Source organism: Hahella sp. HN01 (genome assembly GCF_018986435.1).
Classification (GTDB): Bacteria; Pseudomonadota; Gammaproteobacteria; order Pseudomonadales; family Oleiphilaceae; genus Hahella.
The window spans coordinates 190,254-213,325 of the sequence record NZ_JAHMIN010000001.1; the positions used below are offsets into that span (position 1 = coordinate 190,254).

Here is a 23,072-nt window from a genome sequence, read left to right on the forward strand (position 1 = left end):
GTCTATGAGCGCTTTATTCGCCCCTCACAAGGACTTCTTATCCGCCACGCTGGCTGACATCCCTGAGGGGCGGGAAGCGGCGCAAGAAAGGGAAGTCGTAGAAAATAACGGTGTGGTGTTCCGCCTCACCGGCCACGGCGCGCTAACCTGCGCCCCCTCCTCTCCCGTCGGACCCAAGCTGGTCTTTTCCGCAGGCGTGCACGGCAACGAGACTGCGCCAATAGAAATCGTGAACGAAATCGTTTCCGAGCTATTGAAAGGACTTCATCCTGTGCGCAGAGAGTGTCTTTTTCTCCTCGGAAATCCTCCCGCCATGAGGGCGCAGGAGCGCTTTATTGACATCAATCTCAATCGCCTTTTCAAGGAAAGCGCCACCTCAGGTCCCGGGTATGAGCCCAATCGGGCGGCGGAACTCATCGCACAGGTACAAGACTTTGTCCCTGCTGGAGAGAGCTGTTGGCACTATGACCTGCACACAGCAATTCGGGGTTCGCAAATCGAAAAGTTCGCCGTTTATCCATTCCTGCCAGCCCGACAGTGCCCCACTCTACAACTGAAGCTGCTAGCCGCCAGCGGAGTGGAAGCCGTCCTGCTGCAAAACAAMCCCGCCGCGACATTTTCAGGTTGGAGCGCAGCAGAGTACGCCGCAGAGAGTTTCACAGTGGAGCTGGGCAAAGTGCATCCATTTGGTGAAAACGACCTGGCGGGACTCGCCAATCTTAAAGACCAGCTTCTGGCGTTGATCGCCGGTGACGACGCCGCGATCAAATCCCACAGCGGAAAGCTGCCTGAGCAGTATCAGGTCGTTGACGAAATCATTAATACAGGCAAGAACTTCCAGCTAAACATCGCGGAAGACACCCCCAACTTCACTGAGCTGGAGGTGGGTTATTCAGTTTGGAAGGATGAGGAGACGGAGTACATTGTTTCCGGCAGCCCTGTGCGCATTGTCTTCCCTAACTCCAAGGTAGGACCCGGTCAACGCGCGGGACTGTTAGTCAGGCCGTTGCCTGCAATGTTACTGAGCTGATTCAGCGGGTTGATCCCGCTTCCCTACCGGCTTATTACGCACCGGCAGCGTAAAATAAAAAGTGCTGCCGCCGCTTTCCCCCGGCCTGAAGCCAATTTCGCCGCCATGAGAATGAATGATGGACTGACATAACGTCAGGCCTATCCCCATCCCTGACTTTTTCGTGGTGAAGAAAGGGCTGAACAAGTTGTTCTGATGCTCTTCCGCGACGCCAGGTCCTTCGTCCGTCACTTCAAACAAAATCCCCTTACCATTGGCCTGAGCGACTTTGAACTTAACAGCGCCGCGCATATTCGCGTGCCCCATCGCCTCCATGCCGTTACGTAACAGATTCAAGGCCACCTGTTGCACCTGCACCGGCTCAATGTAGAGTTCCGGTAATGAGGGCTCTATATTCGCGCGCAACTCAATGCCGTGCTCTTTGGCTTCTATTTCCGCCAACTCGAGGATGTCTCTCGCAAGCGTGTTGGCGGACAACATCTCTTTACCCTGCAAAGGCTTCTTAACGAAATCGCGAATATGCTGAATAACCTGACTGGCGCGTAGGCACTGACTTTCTATCTTCTTCAGCGTTTCGTCCATCAGCGCCTTGTCCAACTGCTCCGCCTTAGCAATGCGGTTGGCGACACGGATGTAATTGACGATGGCGGTAAGAGGCTGATTCACCTCATGAGCGATGCCCGCCGCCATCTCTCCCATCATACTCAAGCGAGAGATATGCGCGAGCTGGGAACGTTGCGCTTCGGCGCTTTGCCGCGCGGCCTCCAGCTCTTCAGCCTGCTTAATCTCATCCGTCGTGTCATGAAATACCACAACGGCATGAGTAGCATGATCGTCCCGCGCCGTCGGCGTAACCGTAAAGGCGACGGGATAGACAGAGCCATCCGGACGCGTAAACAAAGCGTTTCCGATGCGTAACGCCTCATTTTTACTTAATACGCGCTGTAGACGCTCAGTCATCCGATCCAAATCGAATGCGTTCTCACCCTCGGGGTTTTCCGCCTGACTGAAATGCAATTGCACGAACGAACGCCCGAGAAGGCTGTCTTCGTCGCACGCATTCATGCGTCCTGCCGCCGAGTTGGCGAAAATGATTTCACCGCGACGACTCAGCCCGTATATGCCCTCGCTCATGGCGGACAGGATACTCGCCTTGTCGATCTGCAACTCGCGATTACGGGCTTCCAGTTGCTGTTCCAGGCGATGGATCTTCAGGTGGGTCTCCACCCTTGCGATCACTTCTTTAACTTGGAACGGCTTGGAAATGTAGTCCACGCCGCCAGCATCGAAGCCCATCACTTTGGAGTCCGTGTCATCCAAGGCGGAAAGAAAAATAATCGAAGAGGATGCTGTGGCAGGGTCCTGCTTCAAGGTGCGACACACCTCAAAGCCATCCATGCCTGGCATCATGACATCAAGAAGAATCAAGTCAGGGTGGGATTTACGAACGATGCTAAGCGCTTTTTCGCCGCTATCCGCCACTAACAGCTTATAGCCGCGGCCATCCAACGTTTCGTAAAGGATTTTCAGGTTAGCCGGATTATCATCCACCAGCAGAATCTGGTCCTGTCTGGATAGCTTGGATACTGCTTTGTTATCTACCGTCGCCATGCTCCACCGAGAAAAATGCCGGAACTTGCGACTATAGACAGCCGTATCATCCCGTTTAATACGCGATAACCCTTACAGACTCGAGGCGACTTTCACCCCAGGGAAAGCTGCGGCGGATGCCGCAGAAATCAGCTTCTTGCGGCCAGCACCATCTGCACCAACTGCGCCAGAGAATGCGTTCCCATCTTCTGCATGACACGGGAGCGGTGGATTTCCACGGTTCTCTGGCTGATGTTCAGTTCAATGGCGATTACTTTATTAGCGTTGCCTTCAATCATCATTTCCATGATTTCCAGCTCGCGCGGAGTCAAAGACTCTATCTTCTGACGCAATTTCTCTTTGTGGCGCAACGCTTCTTTCTGTTCAGCGTCCATCGCCAAAGCGCCTTTCACCTTCTCCAACAAATCTTCTTCTCGGTACGGCTTCTGCACAAAGTCCACAGCTCCCAGCTTCATCGCCTCCACAGCCATAGCCACATCGCCATGCCCGGTTACGAATATCACTGGCAGGGCGCACCCCAGCTCAAGCAGCTTCTTGTGCAGCTCCATGCCTGTCATGCCAGGCATACGGATGTCCAGAACCAGACAGCCATTCAGATCGGCGACTTCCTCTTCCAGGAAGCTTTGGGCGCTGGAATACCCTTTGGTACTGTAACCTTCCGCCCGCAACAGGAGCAGCAGAGAGTCGCGAACAGCTTCGTCGTCCTCGACCACATAGACTATCTGGTTCATTACATTCATCTTGGCTAATTACCTATTTTTCTTGCAGGTTCTTGTTGCTCATCATTTTAGGTTCCGACGCCAGCAACAACGCCGGATCGAGCCTGGTCTGAAACCAGTTTATCCGCCAGTCCAGATGCGGCCCTGTGGCCCGCCCGGTAGAACCGACTTTGGCGATTTCCTGTCCCTGTTCCACTTTGTCGCCCACTTTCACCAGAATCTTATCCAGATGAATAAAGGTGGAAGACACACCATAACCGTGATCGATCACCAGGGTTCCCCCTGAAAAAAACATATCCGGGTGCGTGAGCGTTACTTCTCCCGAGGCTGGCGCAATCACGGAAGCGCCTCGCGGCGCAGCGATATCCAAACCATAGTGCGGGCGACGCGGCTCGCCGTTGAAATAACGCTGACTGCCATACACTCCCGTAATCGGCCCTTTCGCAGGAGAAATAAATCCCTGTAAAAAATAGTTTAGTCGGGAATCGCGTCCCCGCGCACGGGCTACTTGAGCGTTTTCCTCCCGAATGCGCTTCAAATCGTTCGGGTCGGGCTCCATCATCTTCTTGGGAATGCCCTCGATATACTGTATGTCGTAATCTCTGGCGGAGATAGTGACGGGTTGCGTCCATTCCTGTCCATCCGCCAAACGGACCTTCAGGCTATGGCTTAATTCGTCATCGCGCTCAAAACCAAACACAAAATGACCATCTTTCGTCAGTTCAAGCTTATGGTCGTCATACCAGACCTGAGCATCAGCAGCGATTTGGCCGACGACTAGGCCGCCCTGAGTTAAGTCACCCTTGAGTTCAATAGGAGACGCCGCCCAAACACGGGCGCAGAGAGTAAGAGAAAGAAGAAGCATCCAATGCGGAAGGCTTCGCAGTAGTCTGATTAACATCATTTTTAACGATAAGACCGCGCGCAAAACAAATGGCGAACCACTTTGTGGTATTCTCATTATCATAGCCGTTAGTGGAAGCGGGTAAAACCGTTTATCCGCCCGATAGCTGACAAATGTAAGCGGAGGCAGGCGTTTCTAACCTGATTTTAATGATGGCCCATCTCCAACCGCCCCCAAATCACCCTACTCGCTATTGGCATCAACTGGATGATGGCCGCATTCAGTGCGATATCTGCCCTCGCGCCTGCAAACTACATGAAGGACAGCAAGGCTTATGCTTTGTGAGAGCGCGAGAAAATGACGCCATTGTGCTCACCAGCTACGGTCGCTCCAGCGGGTTTTGCATCGACCCTATAGAAAAAAAGCCGTTGAATCACTTTCTGCCGGGCACGCCCGTGCTGTCTTTTGGCACCGCCGGTTGCAATCTCGCCTGTAAATTCTGTCAAAACTGGGACATGAGCAAATCCAGAGAAATGGATACCCTCGCCGCCACCGCCATGCCGCAACAACTGGCCGAGGCAGCCCTGCGTTACGGCTGCCGCAGCATCGCCTTCACGTATAACGACCCCGTGATTTTTCACGAATACGCAATTGATGTGGCCCAAGCCTGTCATGAGGTCGGCGTAAAGTCTGTCGCCGTGACGGCCGGCTTTATGTGCCCGGAGCCCCGCAAGGAATTTTATCGCTACATGGACGCCGCCAATGTTGACCTGAAAGCCTTCACCGAACGCTTCTACCATAAAATTTGCGGTGCGCACCTAGCGGAGGTTTTAGACACACTGATCTACCTGAAACAGGAGACATCAGTTTGGTTCGAAATCACCACGCTGCTGATTCCAGATGAAAATGACTCCTCTCAAGAGTTGGAGGACATGACCCAATGGGTCGTGGAACACCTCGGTCCAGACGTTCCCATGCATTTCTCCGCCTTCCATCCAGATTGGAAAATGTGGGACAAACCCCACACGCCCCCGGAAACGCTCACTCGCGCCCGGGATATCGCCATGAAAAACGGCGTACGCTATGCATATACCGGCAATGTTCATGATAGCCAAGGCGGCAGCACGTGGTGCGCCAGCTGTGGAGAGTTACTGATAGAACGCGACTGGTACCGCCTCGGTAAATGGGGTTTAAATGAGCACGGGGAATGCGCCCATTGTGGAGCCGTCTTACCGGGTGTATTTGAATCACATCCCGGCAACTGGGGCCCCCGACGCCAACCCGTAAGGATTAACTAGAACGCATGCAGTTACGCCAGCATCCAGACCTCCAAATTGAGCCTATTGCGATAGCTAATGGCGCGCTCACCCTCATTCATCCAGTACTGACGGACGCACACGCAGCCTCTGTTATGGAGGACTTGACCCAGCACTTGGCCTGGCGCCAGGACAGCCTGCGCATCCAAGGCCGCACTATTCCCATCCCGCGCCTGCAGGCCTGGTATGGAGAAGCGCACTGCCATTATGCTTATTCTGGTCTGCGCCTGAGTCCCACTCAATTCTCTCCACTGCTGCAACAGTTGCGTCATATCGCGTCTGAACACGCCTCCACGGAGTTCAACTGTGCGCTGTGTAACCTATATCGGAACGGCCAGGACAGCGTTTCCTGGCATGCAGATGATGAGCCTGAGCTGGGGTCCACTCCCATCATTGCTTCTTTTTCTTTTGGCGCAACACGTAAATTTCAGATCAAGCCCAAACGAGGCGGCCAAACCCTGGCGATAGAGCTGATGCACAACTCGCTGCTGATCATGTCAGGAGACATGCAGCGCCACTGGCGCCATCAACTTCCCAAAACCAAAACGCCAGTGGGTCCGCGATTGAATCTGACTTATCGAAATATTCTCGCCGTCTGATGGATCCCCCAACCCTGATGACCGTCGCAGCTCACCAGTAAACGGTTGCGCATCCTCAATGATGAATTAGAATCTGCGGCGTGGTTATCCGTTAAACCAGTTTCGAGAAAAACATGTCTATTAACGACAAGCTGCGCAGGCAGCTTTATATCATTATTTTTCACGCTGACACCCCGGCCGGCAAAGCCTTTGACATAGCGTTGATCGGCGGCATTCTTATCAGCGTGCTGACCGTGATGCTGGACAGCGTCAGTGAGCTGCGCATGAAATACGGCGACTGGTTCGTGGCCGTTGAGTGGCTTTTCACAATCCTGTTCACAGCTGAGTACCTGCTGCGAATCTACTGTGTAGACAAACCCATTAGGTATATTTTCAGCTTTTACGGCATCGTCGACCTGCTCTCCATCCTCCCCACCTATTTGAGCTTGTTCGTGGGCGGCGCGCACTACCTGCTGGTCATCAGGGTGCTTAGAGTTCTGAGGGTGTTTCGTATCCTGCGGCTGGCGAAGTACGTTTCTCAGGCCAACCTGCTGTTGCACGCGATTCGCCAAAGCCGGCAAAAAGTTACGGTGTTTCTGTTTTCCATCCTGGTGCTGGTCACATTGTTCGGCTGCATGATGTATCTGATAGAGGGCCCCGCTAATGGTTACACCAGCATTCCGCGCAGCATCTATTGGGCTATCGTTACTCTCACCACCGTGGGATATGGAGATATCGCTCCAAGGACAGACCTTGGCCAAGGCATGGCGGCGATGGTCATGGTGATGGGTTACGCTATCATCGCCGTGCCAACAGGTATTTTTACCGCAGAACTTTCCAACGTATTGCGCAACAACTACCTGAGTCTGGCCTGTCGTTCCTGTGAAAAAGATTTACATGAAGCGGAAGCTCGTTTTTGCAGCCATTGCGGCGCGCGACTTCCTTTGGGGACAGTTGTGAAGCCAGTTAAAGCTCAGAGTTGAGGCATGCGGCCAAAGACGCCGCACGCCTTTTAGTGCGTAGTACGGATACTATAGATAGTACGGAGGGACGCCCTAGTGACGTCTCTCCGCAATTTTCAGTTGCTTGAGCTTCTGCTGAACCATGCCAAATAACGTATTGCGGCTATAGACGCCTTTTTCGTTTGGCTGTCCAACGCGCAGGCCAGTCAAAATCTCCAGCGCCTCTCCTACATTCCTGACGGAATAAATGAAGAATTTCTTCTCCTTGCAGGCGTCCAGCACACGCTTGTTCAGCATCAGGTTGTGCTCGTTGGAAGCGGGAATAATCACGCCCTGCTCCCCACTCAGCCCTTTGATGCAGCAGGTTTCGAAGAAGCCTTCAATCTTCTCGTTGACCCCGCCAACCGGTTGAGAATCGCCGAACTGGTTCATCGAACCGGTAATTGCAATGTTCTGCCTGATTGGCGCATCGGCAATCGAAGAAATGATCGCGCAAAACTCCGCCATGGATGCACTGTCGCCATCGACTTCGCTGTAAGACTGCTCAAAGGCGATACTGGCGGAAATTCTGATCGGACCATTCTTTCCGAAAATAGAAGCCAGATAGGCAGACAGGATCATCATGCCCTTGGAGTGAATAGCGCCAGCCAGCTTAACGTCGCGCTCGATATCGATCACTTCGCCATCGCCATAATGCGTGGTCGCAGTCACCCGGCTCGGCACGCCAAACTCATGATCGCCCGTACTCAACACCGACAACGCATTGATTTGGCCCACTTTCTCTCCAACTGTGGAAATCAGCGTAGTGCCATCGCGGATGCTGTCGAACACTTGATCACGAATTCGACTGGAGCGATATTCCGCGCTGCGCAGCGCTTTGTCGACATGTTCTGAATGGATCATTTTCGCTTTCGCGTCGTTGGCCCAGTAGTTACTCTCACGCAACAGATTAGCGATATCCGCCGCGTGCAAAGACAACCGGTTCTGATCTTCCGCGACGCGAGCGCTATGCTCCAGGATTCTCATCACCGCGTAGCGATCACAAGGCATCAGCCCCTTTTCGCGCACCAGGCTGGTAATAAAGCGAGCATAGTGCATTTGAGTCTCGGGCGTGCGCGAAATCTCACTTTCAAAGTCCGCCGTCACCTTGAACAGCTCGCCGAAGTCTGGATCATACTGCTGCAGCAACAGGTATGTATCTCTGTCGCCGAACAGCACGATTTTCACTTCCAGCGGCATTGGCTCCGGTTCCAGAGAAATCGTACCGGACAGCGTGATCTCTTTCTCCAGCGCATTCATGACCACATTGCCTGAGCGTAGCGTGCGCTTGATTGCATCCCAGACAAAAGGCTGCTCAAGTACTTTGACCGCGTCCATGAGGAGATAGCCGCCATTAGCGCGATGAAGAGCACCGGGACGGATCAGGGTAAAGTCGGTAAATACCGTGCCTTTATAAGTGACGTTCTCCACCGCCCCAAACAGGTTGAAGTAGTTTGGGTTGTCTTCCACGACGATCGGCGCATTGCCATTGGCGTCGTGATGCACCATCACGTTCACCTGGTAGCGTCTGGGCAGTTTGTTATCCATGGTGGCCGCAGCCAGAGCCGCCTGTTCTTCGCCGTCGTCCAGAAAAATCTCAACGTTTTTCAGCAAATCCGCCTGAATTTGTTCCAGATGCTCAACGACTTCTGTGTGCTCGCGATACTTTTTCTTCAGGTTATCGATCAAGTGCTGAGAAACCGCCAGCGCAATCTCTTCATTCAGCGCCTGCTGTTTATCCGCATATTCCTGTTCCCACTGGCTGAGTCGACGCAGCACCGTGCGGAGCTTTTTCTCCAGCTTGTTGATCGCGTCTTCAAACTCCTGTTGGCGAGCTTCCGGGAGTTCCGCAAACGTGTCCGCGCTGTATGGCTTCTCGCCGTCCGTCGCCACCAGACGATAACCGCCAGGCGTTGTCACAGTCAGGCTGATTTGCTGTTTTTTGGCCGCGTTGGCGATGCGACTAAGCGATTTTTCCTGCTTCTGACTCAGCTCGTTTTTAATCTGCTCTGCGCGCTCATAGTAAGACTCATTGTCAAACGCCTGCGGAATGCCCTTTTGCAGGCGCACCAACAGTTGTTCCAAATCTTTCTTTAACGGCATTCCCAGCCCGGCGGGAAGACGCAGCACTTTGGGCGAGCGCACATCGTCAAAGTTGTTGACGTAGCACCAGTCGCTGGCGACCGCATCGGAACGTTTTTTCTCCAGGAAGCGCATGATCATCGTCCGCTTACCCAGACCGTTGCGGCCAATGGCGTATATGTTGTAGCCGGCATCCGCCATGGATATGGCGAACTGCACCGCCTCCTGGGCGCGATTCTGCCCAAGAATGCCTTCCAGCGGCTCCAGCGCGCGGGTGCTGCTGAATTTAAAATCTTTTGTCAGACAGGGTTTGTAGAGCGATTGGATTGGTAGGGGCTTTTTCTTAGTCATAGACTCCGCCCGAGCTAAATCGGGGCGTCAAAATGCGTGTATAGATCGCTGCTCGCCACGCCGGCTCACCTGCGACTTCCCAAAAAAGGGTCAAGTTTAACCAAATCGGCTTTAGCACAAAACCGCTTTTACACAATTATCCAAGATGCTCTCCGCCACGCCCGCCAACGCTAGAAGACCTACAAAAGCGCTGACTATTGATCAGGCGAGCTAAAGTTTTTCCTACACCCGCCGTTATAAGTTTAGCGTAACTCCGGTTACGGCGACGCCGGCCGGAAACAGGGCCAAACGCAACAATTCAAGGCGAGTTAATACAACAATAGGGAATGATTGAAAAAATGAAAGACAACCTGTTAGAGGAAATCCAGACATGTACATTAATGACGCCAGAAACAGGCCTTCCCCCCCCAGCTCCGCTTCCCTGAAACAGGCTGCACAGGTCGAGTCCACGCCGGCGCAGGCGCCCCTGACAGAAGGCGAGCTGCATGATCGCCGCATGCGCCCTGATCGTCGGCGCAGCGATGAAAACGACTACGACGGCCAGGAACGCCGCAAAAGGCGAGAGCGACGCACCCCCAAACTGCTCGGGGCGCGAGACGGGCAACCGGAAGAGCTGGAGAATAGAACAGGAAGGCTGGTGAATACTGCCGTTTAGCCCCTCGCCATCAACCACACGGGTTGCGCCAGCTCACAAAACACGAAGCTGAGCATTTATTACCCAAATCCAATTAATAAAATAAGCAGCCCGATAAAGGGAATCCATCGGGCTTAACGCTATTACCCAAAAGATACAGACTCAGCATAAGATCATGCAGGAAGTGACTTTTTCCTCCCAATCAGAACGCCGCATCAAAGTACGGCACACCACAACAGCCATGACAGCAATGGTTTGTTTATCAGGCCTGTTCAGCCGCTCCAAAACTCGTATCGTCGTTAACTGCATAGACTTTAACCGCTATGGTATGGCGTTTCACAGTAGTCAGAAATTTCGTCTGGGCGAGAAGATTGAACTTTGTTTCCGGGGCCGCTACATTGCTGAAAATGGCATTCAGGCGCAGATTGTTAACTGCCGCGAACATGAGCATGGCTTCAGATACGGCATCCAATTCGCTTACTGCGCCTCCAGCAGAGATTATTCCAGAGAAGTTGATAATGCTTTGTCCCGTATTGAAGGCTTATTCAGCAAAGCGCAGGAAGCCTGTCGCTCAAGGGCTTCATGACTGAGCCGTTGACCATGCTGGACTGCGACGGACTGATTCTCGCGGGCGGCAAAGGACAACGCGCGGGCGGCAATGACAAAGGGCTGCTATCCTGGCGCGGCCAGCCTCTCGCCCAACATATACATTCCACATTCGCCAAAACCTGCGAACGAGTTCTAATCAGTTGTAATCGCAACAGGGCGCAGTATCAGCGCATGACGCCTTTTGTCTTTTCCGATGACTGGGGAGAGTTTGCCGGCCCTCTGGCGGGCATCTACTCCGCCCAACCCTATATGAGTAAAGAGTGGCTATTGATCAGCCCCTGCGATACGCCACTTCTCAGACCTGAATACGCGCTTCGCATGTTTGCCGGCAGACGTGACAACCAGATAAACATCGCCTGGGATGGAGAGCGATTGCAGTATCTGCACTGCCTGCTTCCCGCAAGCAGTTTTGAAGATATTCTTCGCTTTCTACAGAGCGAGGGACGTAGCGTCAAACGCTGGCTGGATTCACGCCCCTTGCAACAAATCGACTTCAGCGACTGCCCGGAGATGTTCTATAACATCAATACACTGGAAGAACTGGCGAATCTGGACAAGTCCCAAGAACAGTAACAGAAGTACGCTCGTCTCAAGCTACCGAAGTTATTCAGACTCAGAACTCCATTCTCCCGCCCTGGCCTGATCGCTTTCCTTGGCCTCCACCCAGTGCTCCCCTTCCGCCGTCAGTTCCTTCTTCCAGAATGGCGCCTGCACCTTTAAATAATCCATGATGAACTCACAGGCGGCGAAAGCATCACCACGATGAGCGCTGGCGGCCACCACCAGGACAATCTGATCTCCCGCCCAAAGCTCGCCCACTCGATGGATGACTCTCACCCCATTCAAATCCCAGCGCTGAGAAGCTTCTTCTGCAATTTTAAGCAGTGACTTTTCCGTCATGGCCGGATAGTGCTCCAGATAAAGTCCTTTCACATCAGGCTTATCACTGAAGTCACGCACCAGGCCGACAAAACTGCAAACCGCGCCGACACTGGTGTCGCCATCCGTCAATCGACGCGTTTCTTCTCCGAGATCAAAGTCGTCCGTTGTCACATCGATGTTTATGTTGTCACTCATCGTTCAGAAACCACCTAATGAAGGCTGCGCGTAACGCGCAATAGATAAAGAAATGCTGACTAACACTTTAAGTTTTTAAGGAAAGAATTTCTAATAGGCGGCCGTCGTTCAAACAAACCGAAATAAAAAAGAAGCTGTGAAAGGAGCCCGTCATGAGCTACATGCTGCTCAAACACATTCATATGACCTGCGTTGCGCTAACCTTTGCGTCCTTTACCCTGCGCTTTATATGGATGATTCTGGAAAGTTCGCTCTTGCAGCGTAAGTTAAGCAAAATTCTTCCACACATTATCGACACAGTGCTACTCCTGAGCGCCATAGGACTCGCACTCAAGCTCCAGCAATACCCTTTCTATAATGGATGGCTCACCGCAAAAGTGGTGGGGTTAATCATTTATATTGCGTTAGGCGTGTTCGCGCTCAAGAGAGGCAAGACAAAAGGGGCTCGCATCCTGTTCGGACTTGGCGCTTATATGGCGTTCGCCTATGTCGTCATGGTCGCCCTGACTAAAAATAGCTGGCCATTACCGTTTTAAAACCTTCCGCCAAATTAGTATTGCGTGCCGCTTTTATCCTCGGGTTCTAGGTCACCCGGCTTAGGTGGCGTCACGTAATAACGCTTCTGGTCAAGCTCTTTGACTTCAGGATCGCTCACAGGGTTTCGTTTCCGACTATTAACCACCCAAATCACGACCGCGACCACGATAGCTAGCAATACGACCCACTTCATATTCGTTCTCCCTCTCCACAACAGCTCAAGTTACATTTTCGATTCTACAATCACTGTCGCCAATTGCAGACAATCTAACCATTTGAAATTTATAACAATAATTTCAAACACCGGCGTTCTGGTAAGAAAAAGGCAACCCTTTTCACAATAGTCCAAATCCAGAAAGAGATAAACAAAAAGCATAACTCTTTGTTTTTTAAACAAATTACCAACATCCCGTCATTATTGGCACGAATCCTGACTAAGAGCGCGGGGCGTTATCTGTTTATAACGTCAACTTATAACTCTAACTCTACTAATAGGGGAATGATTTGAATCAAGTTAACTTTGAGGTCAAAGCCCTTTCATACTTAAAAAGTATTTTTCACCGCGCCAAATCAAATTGTAGATCCATCACCGCTATTTTTAGCTTCACTCTGGCAAGCGCTGTCTTAACCGGGTGTGGCGGTGGTGGAGGATCTGGAAGCGACTCTTCCAGTATCGACGGGAATACTCCCCAAATCGCCGCAGCGAAGCAATCAACGAACTACGCCCGTAGTGCGTTTATCATCTGGGAACCACCTTATACTCGTGAAGACGGCAGCGAAATCGAGCTATATGAATTAGAAGGCTACCGCGTGTACCACCAGCATGAATCAGACAATGACTGGAAATACGTCGAAGTTGGGGACCAGCAATTTGAGTATGCGTTTTCCAACCTGGAAAAAGGCGTTCACTATTTCGCTGTCACGGTTCTGGATATAAACGGGATGGAAAGCGAACCTTCCAAGATTATGACCAAGAAGATCCTTTAACGCCGATCAACAACTCATCCGACCAAGGACAATACTCGATACGGAAAAATAGAGAGAAGGAATATGGACAAGGAAACGCAATAAGGGCGGCTAAAAGGCCGCCCTTATATTTTGTATTGAGCAAATACGCTCTAGGAAGATCTGGCCTTATTCAGCCTCAACTGGAGCGACGGGCGCTTCTTTCTCTTTGGCTGGCATCTTCGGCATCAATTTATCTCTGATCGCAGTTTCGATTTCTATCGCAATCTCAGGGTGCTCTTCCAGATATCTTGAGGAGTTCGCTTTACCTTGACCGATCTTGTCGCCTTTGTAGCTATACCAAGCGCCGGACTTATCAACAAAGCCTTCCTTCACGCCCAGATCGATAATCTCTCCGGTGCGGTAAATTCCGCGCCCGTACATGATCTGGAAATCCGCCTGTCTAAAAGGAGGAGACACTTTGTTTTTCACCACTTTCACGCGAGTCTCGTTACCAACGACTTCTTCTCCTTCTTTCACAGAGCCGACGCGGCGAATATCAAGACGAACGGAAGCATAGAACTTAAGCGCGTTACCACCAGTAGTGGTCTCTGGCGATCCGAACATTACACCGATTTTCATACGAATCTGGTTAATGAAGATCATCAAGCAATTCGCTTGCTTAACGCTGCCGGTCAGCTTTCTCAGCGCCTGAGACATCAAACGGGCTTGCAGACCAACATGGGAATCTCCCATTTCGCCTTCGATCTCCGCTTTCGGCGTTAGTGCAGCAACGGAGTCGATAATGATGACGTCAACCGCGCCGGAGCGTACCAGCATATCGGCAATTTCCAGAGCCTGCTCGCCCGTATCGGGCTGAGAAACCAGCAATTGATCGATATTAACGCCAAGCTTCTCTGCGTAAATGGGGTCCAGCGCATGCTCCGCATCAACGAACGCACAGGTCTTGCCCTGACGCTGTGCTTCTGCGATCACCTGCAAAGTCAAAGTGGTTTTACCGGAACTCTCAGGTCCATAGATCTCGACAATACGTCCGTATGGCAAGCCGCCTATGCCAAGTGCGATATCCAGTCCAAGCGAGCCAGTAGAAACGGAAGGAATAATTTCTCTCGGCTGCTCGCCCATCCGCATAACTGCGCCTTTACCAAACTGACGCTCAATTTGTGATAAAGCGGCCGTCAACGCCTTCTTACGATTGTCATCCATTCTTAAACACCCTTTATTTCATTTAACCGGTACGAGTTGTTATTCCAACCCAGAATTACTGTATAAATTGACAGCATTATTCCACAAGCCGACGGACAAAGTCACGCTTAAATTTTCTACAAATTGCTTTCCAGCATCGCTATCGCTCCCCGCAATCCCTCAGCAACGGACTGCAGGCGCACCTGCTCCCTGTCTCCAGAAAAATGAAAGCTCCGCGCCACAACCAAGTCCCGAAATCTCCATGCAACCCAGACCAGCCCAACGGGCTTCTCTGCGGTTCCGCCTCCAGGGCCAGCTATTCCGCTTACAGCGATAGCAAGCTGCGCTTGCGCGAGCTGCAAGGCGCCAAGCGTCATCTCTTTCACAACCTCTTCGCTGACAGCGCCATATCGCATCAGGGCCTCCGACGACACTTGTAAGCGCGACTGCTTGGCGTCATTGGAGTATGTGACCACGCCTTCCTCAAACCAATTCGAACTACCCGCAACGGAGGTAATCGCATAGGCGATTCCACCGCCGGTACAAGATTCCGCTGTCGTCACCTTCAGGCCTCTCTCACTCAGGATTACGCCTAAACGCGCCGCCAGACTCTTGATCTCATCGTTCATTCCGTCACCATCAACCCCAATTTAAATACAGGAAGGGCGCGCATTACGCTCCGGGACAATGATCGGCCTCCTTTATTAAGGCCATGGCTTTCCCTTACAATCCCGCCTTCATTCATAAAATTACACAATCCTTTTGTTCTGTCATGTCCGCTATTGAATCCGCAATCAAACCCCAACACACGCCAATGATGCAACAGTATCTTGGCATCAAGGCGAAACATCCTCATCAGCTCGTATTCTATAGAATGGGCGACTTCTATGAGCTGTTCTACGAAGACGCCCGCCGCGCCGCGGAGCTGCTGGATATCACCTTGACTCAGAGAGGCCAGTCCGGCGGACAGCCCATTCCCATGGCGGGCGTACCCTTCCATGCCGCAGAGGGATATATCGCCCGCTTGGTTCGTCTTGGCGAATCCGTCGTCATCTGCGAGCAGGTTGGCGACCCGGCCACCAGCAAAGGGCCTGTAGAACGCAAGGTCGTCAGAGTCGTCACGCCGGGCACGCTCAGCGATGAAGCCTTTCTAGAAGAGAAGTCGGACAACTTACTGTTAGCGATAAGCGCTTATAAGGATTTATTCGGCCTGGCCACGCTGGATATCGCCGGCGGTCGCTTTTTGATCCAGGAAGTGCGCGGAGCCGAAGCGTTAGCCAGTGAACTGCAACGCCTGCGACCCGCTGAGATTCTGGTCAGCGAACAGTTCCCTTTTCTGACGCTATTGGAAAACTACACAGGCGTGCAAAAGCAGCCCCCCTGGTACTTTGAACAGGAAACGGCCCAGCGCCTGCTATGCCAGCAATTTCGCACTAAAGACCTGGCTGGATTCGATTGCGAAGGCATGAGCGTCGCCATAGAAGCCGCCGGCTGCCTGTTTCAGTATGCCCAAGAGACGCAGCGCTCTCAGCTTCCCCATATTCGCACAATGATTCGGGAGCGCCGCGAAGACTCCATCATTCTTGACGCCGCCAGCCGCAGAAACCTTGAAATTGACGTTAATTTGGCGGGAGATTCCCGGCACACGCTGGCATGGGTCATGGACAAATCCGCCACCGCCATGGGCAGCCGCATGTTGCGCCGTTGGCTGAATCGTCCATTGCGCAGCCAGGAAGAGGTGCGTCAGCGTCAAAACGCAATTAAAGAGCTGCTGGAAGGCTATCAGTTCGAAGCATTACACGAAACGCTCAAACAGATTGGCGATAGCGAACGCATTCTGTCTCGAGTAGCGTTGCGCTCAGCGCGCCCTCGTGATCTCGCCCGCTTGCGGGATACGCTGACGCTCCTGCCTGATTTGCAAAAGCAGATGGAGGAGCTAAGTGACGTTCATCTGCGCCGCCTGGCCAAACAAGTCAGTGAGTTTCCAGACATCGCAGACCTTCTCACCCGCGCCATAGAAGAAAACCCTCCTGTCGTTATTCGCGATGGCGGCGTGCTTTGCCAGGGTTTCGATGAAGAGCTGGACGAATTGCGCGGAATCAGTGAAAACGCAGGCGACTATCTGCTGGAAATTGAGAAACGAGAAAAAGAACGCACGCAGTTATCCTCTTTAAAAGTGGGCTATAACCGCGTTCACGGTTACTTCATCGAGCTGAGTCGCACACAATCCGACCAGGCGCCCGCAGATTACATTCGACGCCAGACACTAAAAAACGCTGAACGCTTTATTACTCCCGAGCTGAAAACTTTTGAAGATAAAGCGCTTAGCGCCAAGAGCCGCGCATTGAGCCGGGAAAAGATGCTTTATGACCAGATTCTGGAAACCATCGCAGAACAGCTCGCTCCCCTTCAGGACAGCGCTCGCGCCCTATCAGAACTGGATGTGCTGTCCAACTTTGCGGAAAGAGCGCTGACACTGAATCTGGTCTGCCCAGAGCTGACAGATGAGCACATGCTGCATATCGAAGGCGGTCGTCATCCAGTTGTTGAGCAAGTCAGTCAGGAGCCGTTCGTCCCCAACGATCTGGATCTGCAGGACAAACATCGCATGCTGATCATTACCGGCCCTAACATGGGCGGTAAGTCCACCTACATGCGCCAGACTGCCTGTATTGTCATCCTGGCTTACTGCGGCAGCTTTGTGCCCGCAGCTCAAGTTGTCATCGGCCCGATAGATCGCGTATTCACCCGTATGGGGTCCTCCGACGACATCGCTGGCGGGCGCTCCACGTTTATGGTGGAGATGACTGAAACCGCCAACATCCTGCATTACGCGACCCGCCAGAGTCTGGTCTTGATGGATGAAGTCGGCCGCGGCACCAGCACCTTTGACGGACTCTCGCTGGCCTGGGCCTGCGCTGAGCACTTAGCTCAGGAAATTCAGGCCTTTACCCTGTTCGCCACACACTACTTCGAACTGACTGCGCTACCCAAGACACACACAAATGTCGCCAACGTGCACCTGACCGCTACGGAGCACAATGACAGCATTGTCTTCCTGCATACCGTACACGAAGGCCCAGCGAGCAAGAGCTACGGAATACAGGTGGCGCAACTGGCGGGGGTGCCGCCGCAGGTTATCAACCAAGCGCAAAAGCAATTGAAACAGCTGGAAAGCGGCGGGTCCAAGCCCGCGTTGACGGCTCCTGCGCCATCTCTTCAGGACGATTTGTTCGCTCGAATCGAGCCTAGCGAGGTGGAGACCCGCCTGCAAAAACTCGACGTGGATTCTCTTTCTCCGCGAGATGCATTAAATATGCTGTATGAGCTGAAATCGATGAGTAAGAACACCTGAAAACTCAGGTATCCCGGGCGTTGCAAGAGCGCCTCGGGTTGCTTGCGCCGAAAGGGTTTTCTACAATACTAAATCGCGCGGCCCAACGGTCACTGAGCAATCGCGCAGAGTTTCATAATAAGGGATCAGACCATGACTTTTGTTGTTACCGAAAATTGCATCAAGTGCAAATACACCGATTGCGTCGAAGTGTGCCCAGTGGACTGCTTCTACGAGGGTCCTAACTTCCTCGTCATCGATCCAGACGAATGCATCGACTGCGCATTGTGTGAGCCAGAGTGCCCGGCCGAAGCCATTTTTTCCGAGGATGAATTGCCGGAAGATCAAAAGGAATTTATCGCGCTGAATGAAGAGCTGTGCCGCGTCTGGCCGAATATCACGGAGAAAAAAGACGCGCCTGCTGATGCGGATGACTGGAAAGGCGTCAAGGGCAAACTTAAAGATCTGGCGCGCTGATCCAAATTAGCGTCCAGCTTCAGACATAATAAAAGAGGGTTTCGAGCCCTCTTTTATTTTTAACGAATGCTACGGCTAAGGCGCGCACTTTTCCTGATAGAGCGCCTGCAACTTACTGCGCCGCTGAGCAATTTCTTCGTCAGAGACATACTCAGGCGTGCCGTCATCTTTAATGCGCGCAAAAGCGTATCCCTGGTCAATCTGATTGATATCCTTTCTAAGCTCCGCACAGTAATTATCTAATTTGGCTTTTTGAGCCGCACGCTCTTTTTCATGAGCGACCCGCGCGGCTTCCTCAACTTTATACTGCTCATAGATACGCTGGTAACGCTGTCCGACCTGCTCCGCATCGCGCTTTTGCGCATCCGAGACATTGGGTTGAATTTTGATGACTTTGGCGTCCTTATGTTGGCGCGTATCGCTGAAATGTACTTCGCCATGCTCATCGACCCATTTGTAGATTTCCGCCTGCGCAGACGCGCCAAAGCAGAATAGCAGCGCAACGGCTATGCCGCTCATGGGAAGATTTCTAACGATATGCCTAGCCACTTTAGTCACCTTGCAATAACTGCTGCACCGGCTTATAGCTGCGCCGATGTATTTCCGTCACCCCCAGCTCCTTCAACGCGGATAAATGCTGAGCCGTTGGGTAACCTTTATGCCCCGCCAGCCCGTACCCAGGGAAAATTGCGTCTAATCTATCCAGTTCTTCGTCACGCTCTACTTTAGCTAGTATAGAAGCCGCCGCAATGGCCGCCACTTTGCTATCGCCTTTAACAATCGCTTCCGCTGGCATCTCCAACTTGGGGATTTTGTTACCATCTATCAGAGCCAAATCCGGCGTAACCTGCAAACCTGCTACGGCGCGCTGCATCGCCAGCAACGAAGCCTGCAAGATATTAATTTGATCAATCTCTTCGACAGTAGCCCACCCCGTCGCCCACGCCAGCGCTTTTTCTCTAATTTCCTGTGACAACGCAACCCGCTGACGATGACTTAGTTTTTTAGAGTCATTCAGGCCTTCAATAGGCTTTTCTGGATTTAATATAACCGCCGCCGCCACGACAGGGCCAGCCAAAGGCCCCCTGCCAACCTCGTCGACGCCGGCTACAAGCTCGCCAGTTTGCTGATCGAACAAACCAATCTGCGAATTACTCATGTTATTGTCCTTCTTTGGCGTCTTGAGCCTCGACACGCCCTTTTTCAATTAACTCTGCAATGGCCTGCGCCGCGACCACACTAGCGTTTTGCCGTATGAGCTTGTGCAACCCTTCAAACTCGCCTTCAAGACTTCTCCGCCGCTCCACGTCCAGCTCTTTCAGTAACGCCCCTCCCAGCTTGGAAGGCGTAGCGTCGTGTTGAATCAGCTCAGGGACTAAAGCTCTATCCGCCAGCAGGTTCGGTAAAGAAATATACTTTGCTTTCAGTAAGCGCCGCATAATCCAGTAGCTGAGCGTCGCAAGCTTATAAGCCACTACCATAGGGCGCTTCACCAACATCGCTTCAAGCGTCGCTGTGCCTGAGGCCAGCAGTATAGCGTCCGCAGCCATCATGCATTCACGTGAATGCTGGTCAATCAGAGTAACAGGTAGACGGCCGCCATGAGATTGTAGCTGTTGCTCTATTTGCGCTCTTCGCGCTTGATTGGCGGCGGGAATCAGAAATCGAATATCAGGGCGTCGTTGATGCAGCCAAGCAATGGTTTCAATAAAAGTGGGCCCCAAGCGGGAGACCTCACCGCCTCTGGAGCCGGGCAATACGGCGACAACTTCACCCGACGCATCAGTACCAAGTTCGTGACGCATTGCCACTTTATCGGGATGAAGCGGAATAATTTCCGCCAAAGGATGCCCAACAAATTTTACCGGCACATTGTGCTCGCGGTAAAAGCGTGCCTCGAAAGGCAACAGCGTCAGCATCAGATCAACTGCTTTGGCGATTTTGAAGACACGATTCTGTCGCCAGGCCCACACAGAAGGGCTAACGTAGTGAGCGGTCTTAATTCCCGCCTGACGCAGCTTTAATTCGATGCCGATAGTGAAATCTGGGGAGTCAATACCAAGAAAAAGATCGGGAGGGTTCGCGGTAAAGTGCTCAACTATGCGGCGGCGCATAGCCAATAATTCCGGCAGCCTGCCAAGCACCTCCACCAATCCCATAATTGAAAGGCGCTCCATTTGAAAGAAGGTGTTAAATCCTTCTTTCAGCATCCGCTCACCGCCGATACCTTCAAAAGTCGCCTGAGGATATAGGGCCTTTAATTCTTGCATCAGGCCCGCCCCCAACAAGTCGCCGGAAGCCTCTCCGGCGACAATGCCGATGCGAATCGGTCGTTGTGATATGGGCGTCATTTTAGGCGACTATCTAACGATGCCTCGGGCAGAGGATTGTACGCTGCGTAGGAAGACGCCTACTTCGGCAAACTCCTCGGCTGGCGCTTTAAGCTTCTCTATTGCTTGCTCAAGCGTTAATCCTTGTCGGTACAGCGTCTTATAAGCACGGCGCAACTCCAGGATTATCTCACTGGAGAAGCCCCGACGCTTCAATCCCTCGACATTCAGACCATGAGCCTTAGCGGATTGTCCTCCCGCCATGATATAAGCAGGGATATCCTTCAAAACGATACTGCCGCCAGCACACATGCTGTGCTCACCAATCTTGCAAAACTGGTGCACCATGGTTCCGCCGCCGAGAATCGCCCAATCGCCAATATACACATGCCCTGCGAGGGTCGTCATATTCGCCAGAATACAGTTATTTCCAACCACACAGTCATGAGCGACATGAACATACGCCATGAAAAGGTTATTACTGCCAATCTTAGTAGCGCCGAGATCTTGAACCGTCCCTCGATGAATCGTGCAGCTCTCGCGGATGACGTTATTGTCCCCGATCTCTAAAACGGTAGGCTCTCCATTGTACTTTTTGTCCTGGCATTCCTCTCCCACGCTGGCGAATTGGAAAATACGGTTGTTCTTTCCTATCTTTGTGGGGCCTTTGATCACTACGTGAGAATTGACCACTGTCCCAGAGCCAATTTCAACATCGGCTCCGATATAACTCCATGGCCCAATCTCCGCATCAGCGGCGATTTTGGCTCCCTGTTCAACAATCGCCTGAGGGTGAATGGACATTAAAGCCTTCTCTCAGCAGTTAAAATTTCCGCGCTGCAAACGACATTTCCATCAACCAGCGCCCGGCAGGCGAATTTCCATATGCCGCGCTTGTCAGTCACAATTTCCGCTTCTAGACGCAATTGATCTCCTGGAACGACAGGCTTTTTAAAGCGCACTTTATCCGTCCCGGCCAAATAGTAGGTATAACCGTCCGCAGGTTTTTTTCCTGTGGTGACAAACCCAAGAATTCCGGCCACCTGAGCCATTGCCTCAATAATAAGCACGCCAGGCATAATAGGGTGATCAGGGAAGTGACCGGTAAATTGCGGTTCGTTGTAAGTGATGTTCTTCACACCAGCAATAAACTCGCCCGGCTTAATCTCCAGCACCCGGTCCACTAACAGGAATGGGTATCTGTGAGGTAAGTATTCTTTAATTTCATTAATTTCCATATTTGGAAAGCCTCAACAACATGATTGCACAATGCCGGATAAGTTTATGAATATCGATTATACAGAGCCGTTGGCCCGGATTCTCGATCCTTTACAGTTCGCTTTCAATCCGCATCGGACTTTCGGCGGCCGCCCTGTTCCAGCACCCTGACCCTACGCGCCAACTGATCCAACTGTCGGAAACGGGCCACATTTTTTCGCCACGAAGCATTGGGCTCAACCGCAGTGCCAGAAGAATAAACTCCTGGCTCTTTAATATTATGAGTCACCAATGTCATTCCCGTAATTTGCACCTGATCCGCTATTTCCAGATGGCCGGCAATACCTACGCCGCCACCGATCATGCAATGCTTGCCTATCGACGAGCTTCCCGAAACGCCTACACAGGCCGCAATAACAGTATATGCGCCAACTCTGACGTTGTGGGCGATTTGTATCTGGTTGTCCAACTTCGCCCCGGTTTCGATAACCGTGTCATCCAATGCGCCGCGGTCGATCGTTGTATTGGCGCCTATTTCAACATCGTCGCCAATCACGACGCCACCAAGCTGGGCGATTTTGGCCCAGTCTCCCCTATTAGGAGCAAAACCAAAACCGTCTGAACCAATAACAGCACCGCTATGGATAAGCACTCTCGCACCAATACTCACGCCGTGGTAAACAGTAACATTGGGACGTAGCTGAGTATTCGCTCCAACGACAGAACCCACGCCGATATAACAACCGGGGCCAACAACCACCCCATCGCCTATCTCCGCGTCGTCCTCAACGACTGCATTCGATCCAATGGTCACGCCGTCGCCAAGTTTGGCGCTTTCTGATACAACGGCGGAGGTAGATACGCCACTCATACTCGACCATTGAGGGGCAAACAACTGACTACAAAGAGCATACCCGAAGTATGAGTTTTCCATCATCAGTACATTGGTCGAACACTGATCAGCGAGGCTGGATGGAAGGATGACGGCGGATGCGCAAGTATCTTTCAAATGCTTCAGATAGTTTTTGTTAGCCAAAAAACTAATCTGTCCAGCCTGAGCCTTTTGCAACGTCGCCAGCCCTTTCACTTCTACTGAGCCATCGCCCCGTAACTCAGCGCCAATCCGAGAAGCGATATCCGCCAGCGTGTATGAAAGGTCTGTCTTATCCATGA

Annotated in this window: 25 protein-coding genes; 11 read left to right on the forward strand and 14 right to left on the reverse strand. The window is 52.2% G+C overall.

The annotated features are described in order from the left end of the window. Positions 1–4: 4 nt before the first annotated feature. The gene (gene astE, locus KP814_RS00880; RefSeq protein WP_216734976.1) at positions 5–1,030 is read left to right on the forward strand and encodes a succinylglutamate desuccinylase; all 1,026 of its coding nucleotides are present in this window, start codon (positions 5–7) and stop codon (positions 1,028–1,030) included. On the opposite strand, the gene KP814_RS00885 is transcribed toward astE, so the two are convergent. The 3 genes from KP814_RS00885 to KP814_RS00895 all read right to left on the reverse strand — a co-directional run bounded on the left by KP814_RS00885 (position 1,019) and on the right by KP814_RS00895 (position 4,225). Continuing rightward, a complete protein-coding gene (locus KP814_RS00885) occupies positions 1,019–2,641 on the reverse strand; it encodes a response regulator (RefSeq protein ID WP_216734977.1) in 1,623 nt (540 codons plus the stop codon). The two genes, astE and KP814_RS00885, sit on opposite strands and share 12 nt — an antisense overlap. Before the next feature lie 128 nt (positions 2,642–2,769). Then, the gene (locus KP814_RS00890) at positions 2,770–3,372 is read right to left on the reverse strand and encodes a response regulator transcription factor (protein ID WP_241567000.1); all 603 of its coding nucleotides are present in this window, start codon (positions 3,370–3,372) and stop codon (positions 2,770–2,772) included. 22 nt (positions 3,373–3,394) lie between these two features. After that, on the reverse strand, positions 3,395–4,225 hold the full coding sequence (locus KP814_RS00895; RefSeq protein ID WP_253938082.1) for a M23 family metallopeptidase: 831 nt from the start codon (positions 4,223–4,225) through the stop codon (positions 3,395–3,397). Between the two features lie 191 nt (positions 4,226–4,416). On the opposite strand from KP814_RS00895, the gene amrS reads away from it, so the two are divergent. From amrS to KP814_RS00910, 3 genes are all read left to right on the forward strand, one after another. Next, positions 4,417–5,502, forward strand: a complete 1,086-nt coding sequence (gene amrS / locus KP814_RS00900; RefSeq protein ID WP_371824018.1) for an AmmeMemoRadiSam system radical SAM enzyme — start codon at positions 4,417–4,419, stop codon at positions 5,500–5,502. Between the two features lie 5 nt (positions 5,503–5,507). Beyond that, complete coding sequence (locus KP814_RS00905; RefSeq protein WP_216734980.1) at positions 5,508–6,119, forward strand: alpha-ketoglutarate-dependent dioxygenase AlkB; 612 nt, start codon at positions 5,508–5,510, stop codon at positions 6,117–6,119. A 113-nt stretch (positions 6,120–6,232) separates the two neighbouring features. Then, on the forward strand, positions 6,233–7,081 hold the full coding sequence (locus tag KP814_RS00910) for an ion transporter (protein ID WP_216734981.1): 849 nt from the start codon (positions 6,233–6,235) through the stop codon (positions 7,079–7,081). A 72-nt stretch (positions 7,082–7,153) separates the two neighbouring features. Here the strand turns inward: KP814_RS00910 and KP814_RS00915 are convergent, their stop codons facing one another. Next, positions 7,154–9,532: a Lon protease family protein gene (locus tag KP814_RS00915; RefSeq protein ID WP_216734982.1), complete on the reverse strand. Its 2,379-nt coding sequence runs from the start codon at positions 9,530–9,532 to the stop codon at positions 7,154–7,156. Between the two features lie 370 nt (positions 9,533–9,902). On the opposite strand from KP814_RS00915, the gene KP814_RS00920 reads away from it, so the two are divergent. From KP814_RS00920 to mobA, 3 genes are all read left to right on the forward strand, one after another. After that, positions 9,903–10,187, forward strand: a complete 285-nt coding sequence (locus KP814_RS00920; protein ID WP_216734983.1) for a hypothetical protein — start codon at positions 9,903–9,905, stop codon at positions 10,185–10,187. Positions 10,188–10,341: 154 nt separating this feature from the next. After that, positions 10,342–10,752 (forward strand): PilZ domain-containing protein, encoded by a 411-nt coding sequence (locus KP814_RS00925; RefSeq protein WP_216734984.1) that lies wholly within the window; start codon positions 10,342–10,344, stop codon positions 10,750–10,752. Then, complete coding sequence (gene mobA / locus KP814_RS00930; RefSeq protein ID WP_216734985.1) at positions 10,749–11,348, forward strand: molybdenum cofactor guanylyltransferase MobA; 600 nt, start codon at positions 10,749–10,751, stop codon at positions 11,346–11,348. Before KP814_RS00925 ends, mobA begins: the two co-directional genes overlap by 4 nt. Positions 11,349–11,378: 30 nt before the next feature. Here the strand turns inward: mobA and moaE are convergent, their stop codons facing one another. Next, positions 11,379–11,852, reverse strand: a complete 474-nt coding sequence (gene moaE / locus KP814_RS00935; protein ID WP_216734986.1) for a molybdopterin synthase catalytic subunit MoaE — start codon at positions 11,850–11,852, stop codon at positions 11,379–11,381. Between the two features lie 152 nt (positions 11,853–12,004). Between moaE and KP814_RS00940 the strand changes: the two genes are divergently transcribed. Next, positions 12,005–12,388 carry a SirB2 family protein gene (locus KP814_RS00940; RefSeq protein ID WP_216734987.1) on the forward strand — a complete coding sequence of 128 codons (384 nt, stop codon included), beginning with the start codon at positions 12,005–12,007 and terminating at the stop codon, positions 12,386–12,388. A 14-nt stretch (positions 12,389–12,402) separates the two neighbouring features. On the opposite strand, the gene KP814_RS00945 is transcribed toward KP814_RS00940, so the two are convergent. Then, positions 12,403–12,582, reverse strand: coding sequence for a hypothetical protein (locus KP814_RS00945; protein ID WP_216734988.1), 180 nt, complete (start codon positions 12,580–12,582; stop codon positions 12,403–12,405). A 311-nt stretch (positions 12,583–12,893) separates the two neighbouring features. Here KP814_RS00945 and KP814_RS00950 point away from each other — a divergent pair, with 311 nt between their 5' ends. Further along, complete coding sequence (locus tag KP814_RS00950; protein WP_216734989.1) at positions 12,894–13,376, forward strand: fibronectin type III domain-containing protein; 483 nt, start codon at positions 12,894–12,896, stop codon at positions 13,374–13,376. Between the two features lie 147 nt (positions 13,377–13,523). Here the strand turns inward: KP814_RS00950 and recA are convergent, their stop codons facing one another. After that, the gene (gene recA, locus KP814_RS00955; RefSeq protein ID WP_216734990.1) at positions 13,524–14,561 is read right to left on the reverse strand and encodes a recombinase RecA; all 1,038 of its coding nucleotides are present in this window, start codon (positions 14,559–14,561) and stop codon (positions 13,524–13,526) included. Between the two features lie 116 nt (positions 14,562–14,677). After that, positions 14,678–15,169 carry a CinA family protein gene (locus KP814_RS00960; protein WP_216734991.1) on the reverse strand — a complete coding sequence of 164 codons (492 nt, stop codon included), beginning with the start codon at positions 15,167–15,169 and terminating at the stop codon, positions 14,678–14,680. Between the two features lie 143 nt (positions 15,170–15,312). On the opposite strand from KP814_RS00960, the gene mutS reads away from it, so the two are divergent. Both mutS and fdxA read left to right on the forward strand, forming a co-directional pair. After that, entirely contained in the window at positions 15,313–17,895 is a 2,583-nt protein-coding gene (mutS, locus tag KP814_RS00965; RefSeq protein ID WP_216734992.1) for a DNA mismatch repair protein MutS, read from the forward strand. Positions 17,896–18,027: 132 nt separating this feature from the next. Beyond that, positions 18,028–18,351 carry a ferredoxin FdxA gene (gene fdxA / locus KP814_RS00970; RefSeq protein ID WP_011398974.1) on the forward strand — a complete coding sequence of 108 codons (324 nt, stop codon included), beginning with the start codon at positions 18,028–18,030 and terminating at the stop codon, positions 18,349–18,351. 75 nt (positions 18,352–18,426) lie between these two features. On the opposite strand, the gene KP814_RS00975 is transcribed toward fdxA, so the two are convergent. From KP814_RS00975 to lpxD, 6 genes are all read right to left on the reverse strand, one after another. Further along, entirely contained in the window at positions 18,427–18,870 is a 444-nt protein-coding gene (locus KP814_RS00975; protein WP_216734993.1) for a DUF4124 domain-containing protein, read from the reverse strand. Positions 18,871–18,901: 31 nt separating this feature from the next. Then, entirely contained in the window at positions 18,902–19,510 is a 609-nt protein-coding gene (gene rnhB, locus KP814_RS00980) for a ribonuclease HII (RefSeq protein ID WP_216734994.1), read from the reverse strand. 1 nt (position 19,511) lies between these two features. Next, the gene (gene lpxB / locus KP814_RS00985; RefSeq protein WP_216734995.1) at positions 19,512–20,702 is read right to left on the reverse strand and encodes a lipid-A-disaccharide synthase; all 1,191 of its coding nucleotides are present in this window, start codon (positions 20,700–20,702) and stop codon (positions 19,512–19,514) included. A 9-nt stretch (positions 20,703–20,711) separates the two neighbouring features. After that, positions 20,712–21,485, reverse strand: coding sequence for an acyl-ACP--UDP-N-acetylglucosamine O-acyltransferase (gene lpxA / locus KP814_RS00990; protein ID WP_216734996.1), 774 nt, complete (start codon positions 21,483–21,485; stop codon positions 20,712–20,714). Then, on the reverse strand, positions 21,485–21,919 hold the full coding sequence (gene fabZ, locus KP814_RS00995; RefSeq protein ID WP_011398979.1) for a 3-hydroxyacyl-ACP dehydratase FabZ: 435 nt from the start codon (positions 21,917–21,919) through the stop codon (positions 21,485–21,487). Before fabZ ends, lpxA begins: the two co-directional genes overlap by 1 nt. A 104-nt stretch (positions 21,920–22,023) precedes the next feature. Beyond that, entirely contained in the window at positions 22,024–23,070 is a 1,047-nt protein-coding gene (gene lpxD, locus KP814_RS01000; protein ID WP_216734997.1) for a UDP-3-O-(3-hydroxymyristoyl)glucosamine N-acyltransferase, read from the reverse strand. Positions 23,071–23,072 lie beyond the last annotated feature (2 nt).

Bases quoted from the DNA above. Each gene is read 5' to 3' on its own strand.
- KP814_RS00885 (WP_216734977.1), bottom strand. From the start codon at position 2,641: ATGGCGACGGTAGATAACAAAGCAGTATCCAAGCTATCCAGACAGGAC.
- KP814_RS00890 (WP_241567000.1), bottom strand. From the start codon at position 3,372: ATGAACCAGATAGTCTATGTGGTCGAGGACGACGAAGCTGTTCGCGAC.
- KP814_RS00895 (WP_253938082.1), bottom strand. From the start codon at position 4,225: ATGCTTCTTCTTTCTCTTACTCTCTGCGCCCGTGTTTGGGCGGCGTCT.
- amrS (WP_371824018.1), top strand. From the start codon at position 4,417: ATGGCCCATCTCCAACCGCCCCCAAATCACCCTACTCGCTATTGGCAT.
- KP814_RS00905 (WP_216734980.1), top strand. From the start codon at position 5,508: ATGCAGTTACGCCAGCATCCAGACCTCCAAATTGAGCCTATTGCGATA.
- KP814_RS00910 (WP_216734981.1), top strand. From the start codon at position 6,233: ATGTCTATTAACGACAAGCTGCGCAGGCAGCTTTATATCATTATTTTT.
- KP814_RS00915 (WP_216734982.1), bottom strand. From the start codon at position 9,532: ATGACTAAGAAAAAGCCCCTACCAATCCAATCGCTCTACAAACCCTGT.
- KP814_RS00920 (WP_216734983.1), top strand. From the start codon at position 9,903: ATGTACATTAATGACGCCAGAAACAGGCCTTCCCCCCCCAGCTCCGCT.
- KP814_RS00925 (WP_216734984.1), top strand. From the start codon at position 10,342: ATGCAGGAAGTGACTTTTTCCTCCCAATCAGAACGCCGCATCAAAGTA.
- mobA (WP_216734985.1), top strand. From the start codon at position 10,749: ATGACTGAGCCGTTGACCATGCTGGACTGCGACGGACTGATTCTCGCG.
- moaE (WP_216734986.1), bottom strand. From the start codon at position 11,852: ATGAGTGACAACATAAACATCGATGTGACAACGGACGACTTTGATCTC.
- KP814_RS00940 (WP_216734987.1), top strand. From the start codon at position 12,005: ATGAGCTACATGCTGCTCAAACACATTCATATGACCTGCGTTGCGCTA.
- KP814_RS00945 (WP_216734988.1), bottom strand. From the start codon at position 12,582: ATGAAGTGGGTCGTATTGCTAGCTATCGTGGTCGCGGTCGTGATTTGG.
- recA (WP_216734990.1), bottom strand. From the start codon at position 14,561: ATGGATGACAATCGTAAGAAGGCGTTGACGGCCGCTTTATCACAAATT.
- KP814_RS00960 (WP_216734991.1), bottom strand. From the start codon at position 15,169: ATGAACGATGAGATCAAGAGTCTGGCGGCGCGTTTAGGCGTAATCCTG.
- mutS (WP_216734992.1), top strand. From the start codon at position 15,313: ATGTCCGCTATTGAATCCGCAATCAAACCCCAACACACGCCAATGATG.
- fdxA (WP_011398974.1), top strand. From the start codon at position 18,028: ATGACTTTTGTTGTTACCGAAAATTGCATCAAGTGCAAATACACCGAT.
- KP814_RS00975 (WP_216734993.1), bottom strand. From the start codon at position 18,870: ATGAGCGGCATAGCCGTTGCGCTGCTATTCTGCTTTGGCGCGTCTGCG.
- rnhB (WP_216734994.1), bottom strand. From the start codon at position 19,510: ATGAGTAATTCGCAGATTGGTTTGTTCGATCAGCAAACTGGCGAGCTT.
- lpxB (WP_216734995.1), bottom strand. From the start codon at position 20,702: ATGACGCCCATATCACAACGACCGATTCGCATCGGCATTGTCGCCGGA.
- lpxA (WP_216734996.1), bottom strand. From the start codon at position 21,485: ATGTCCATTCACCCTCAGGCGATTGTTGAACAGGGAGCCAAAATCGCC.
- fabZ (WP_011398979.1), bottom strand. From the start codon at position 21,919: ATGGAAATTAATGAAATTAAAGAATACTTACCTCACAGATACCCATTC.
- lpxD (WP_216734997.1), bottom strand. From the start codon at position 23,070: ATGGATAAGACAGACCTTTCATACACGCTGGCGGATATCGCTTCTCGG.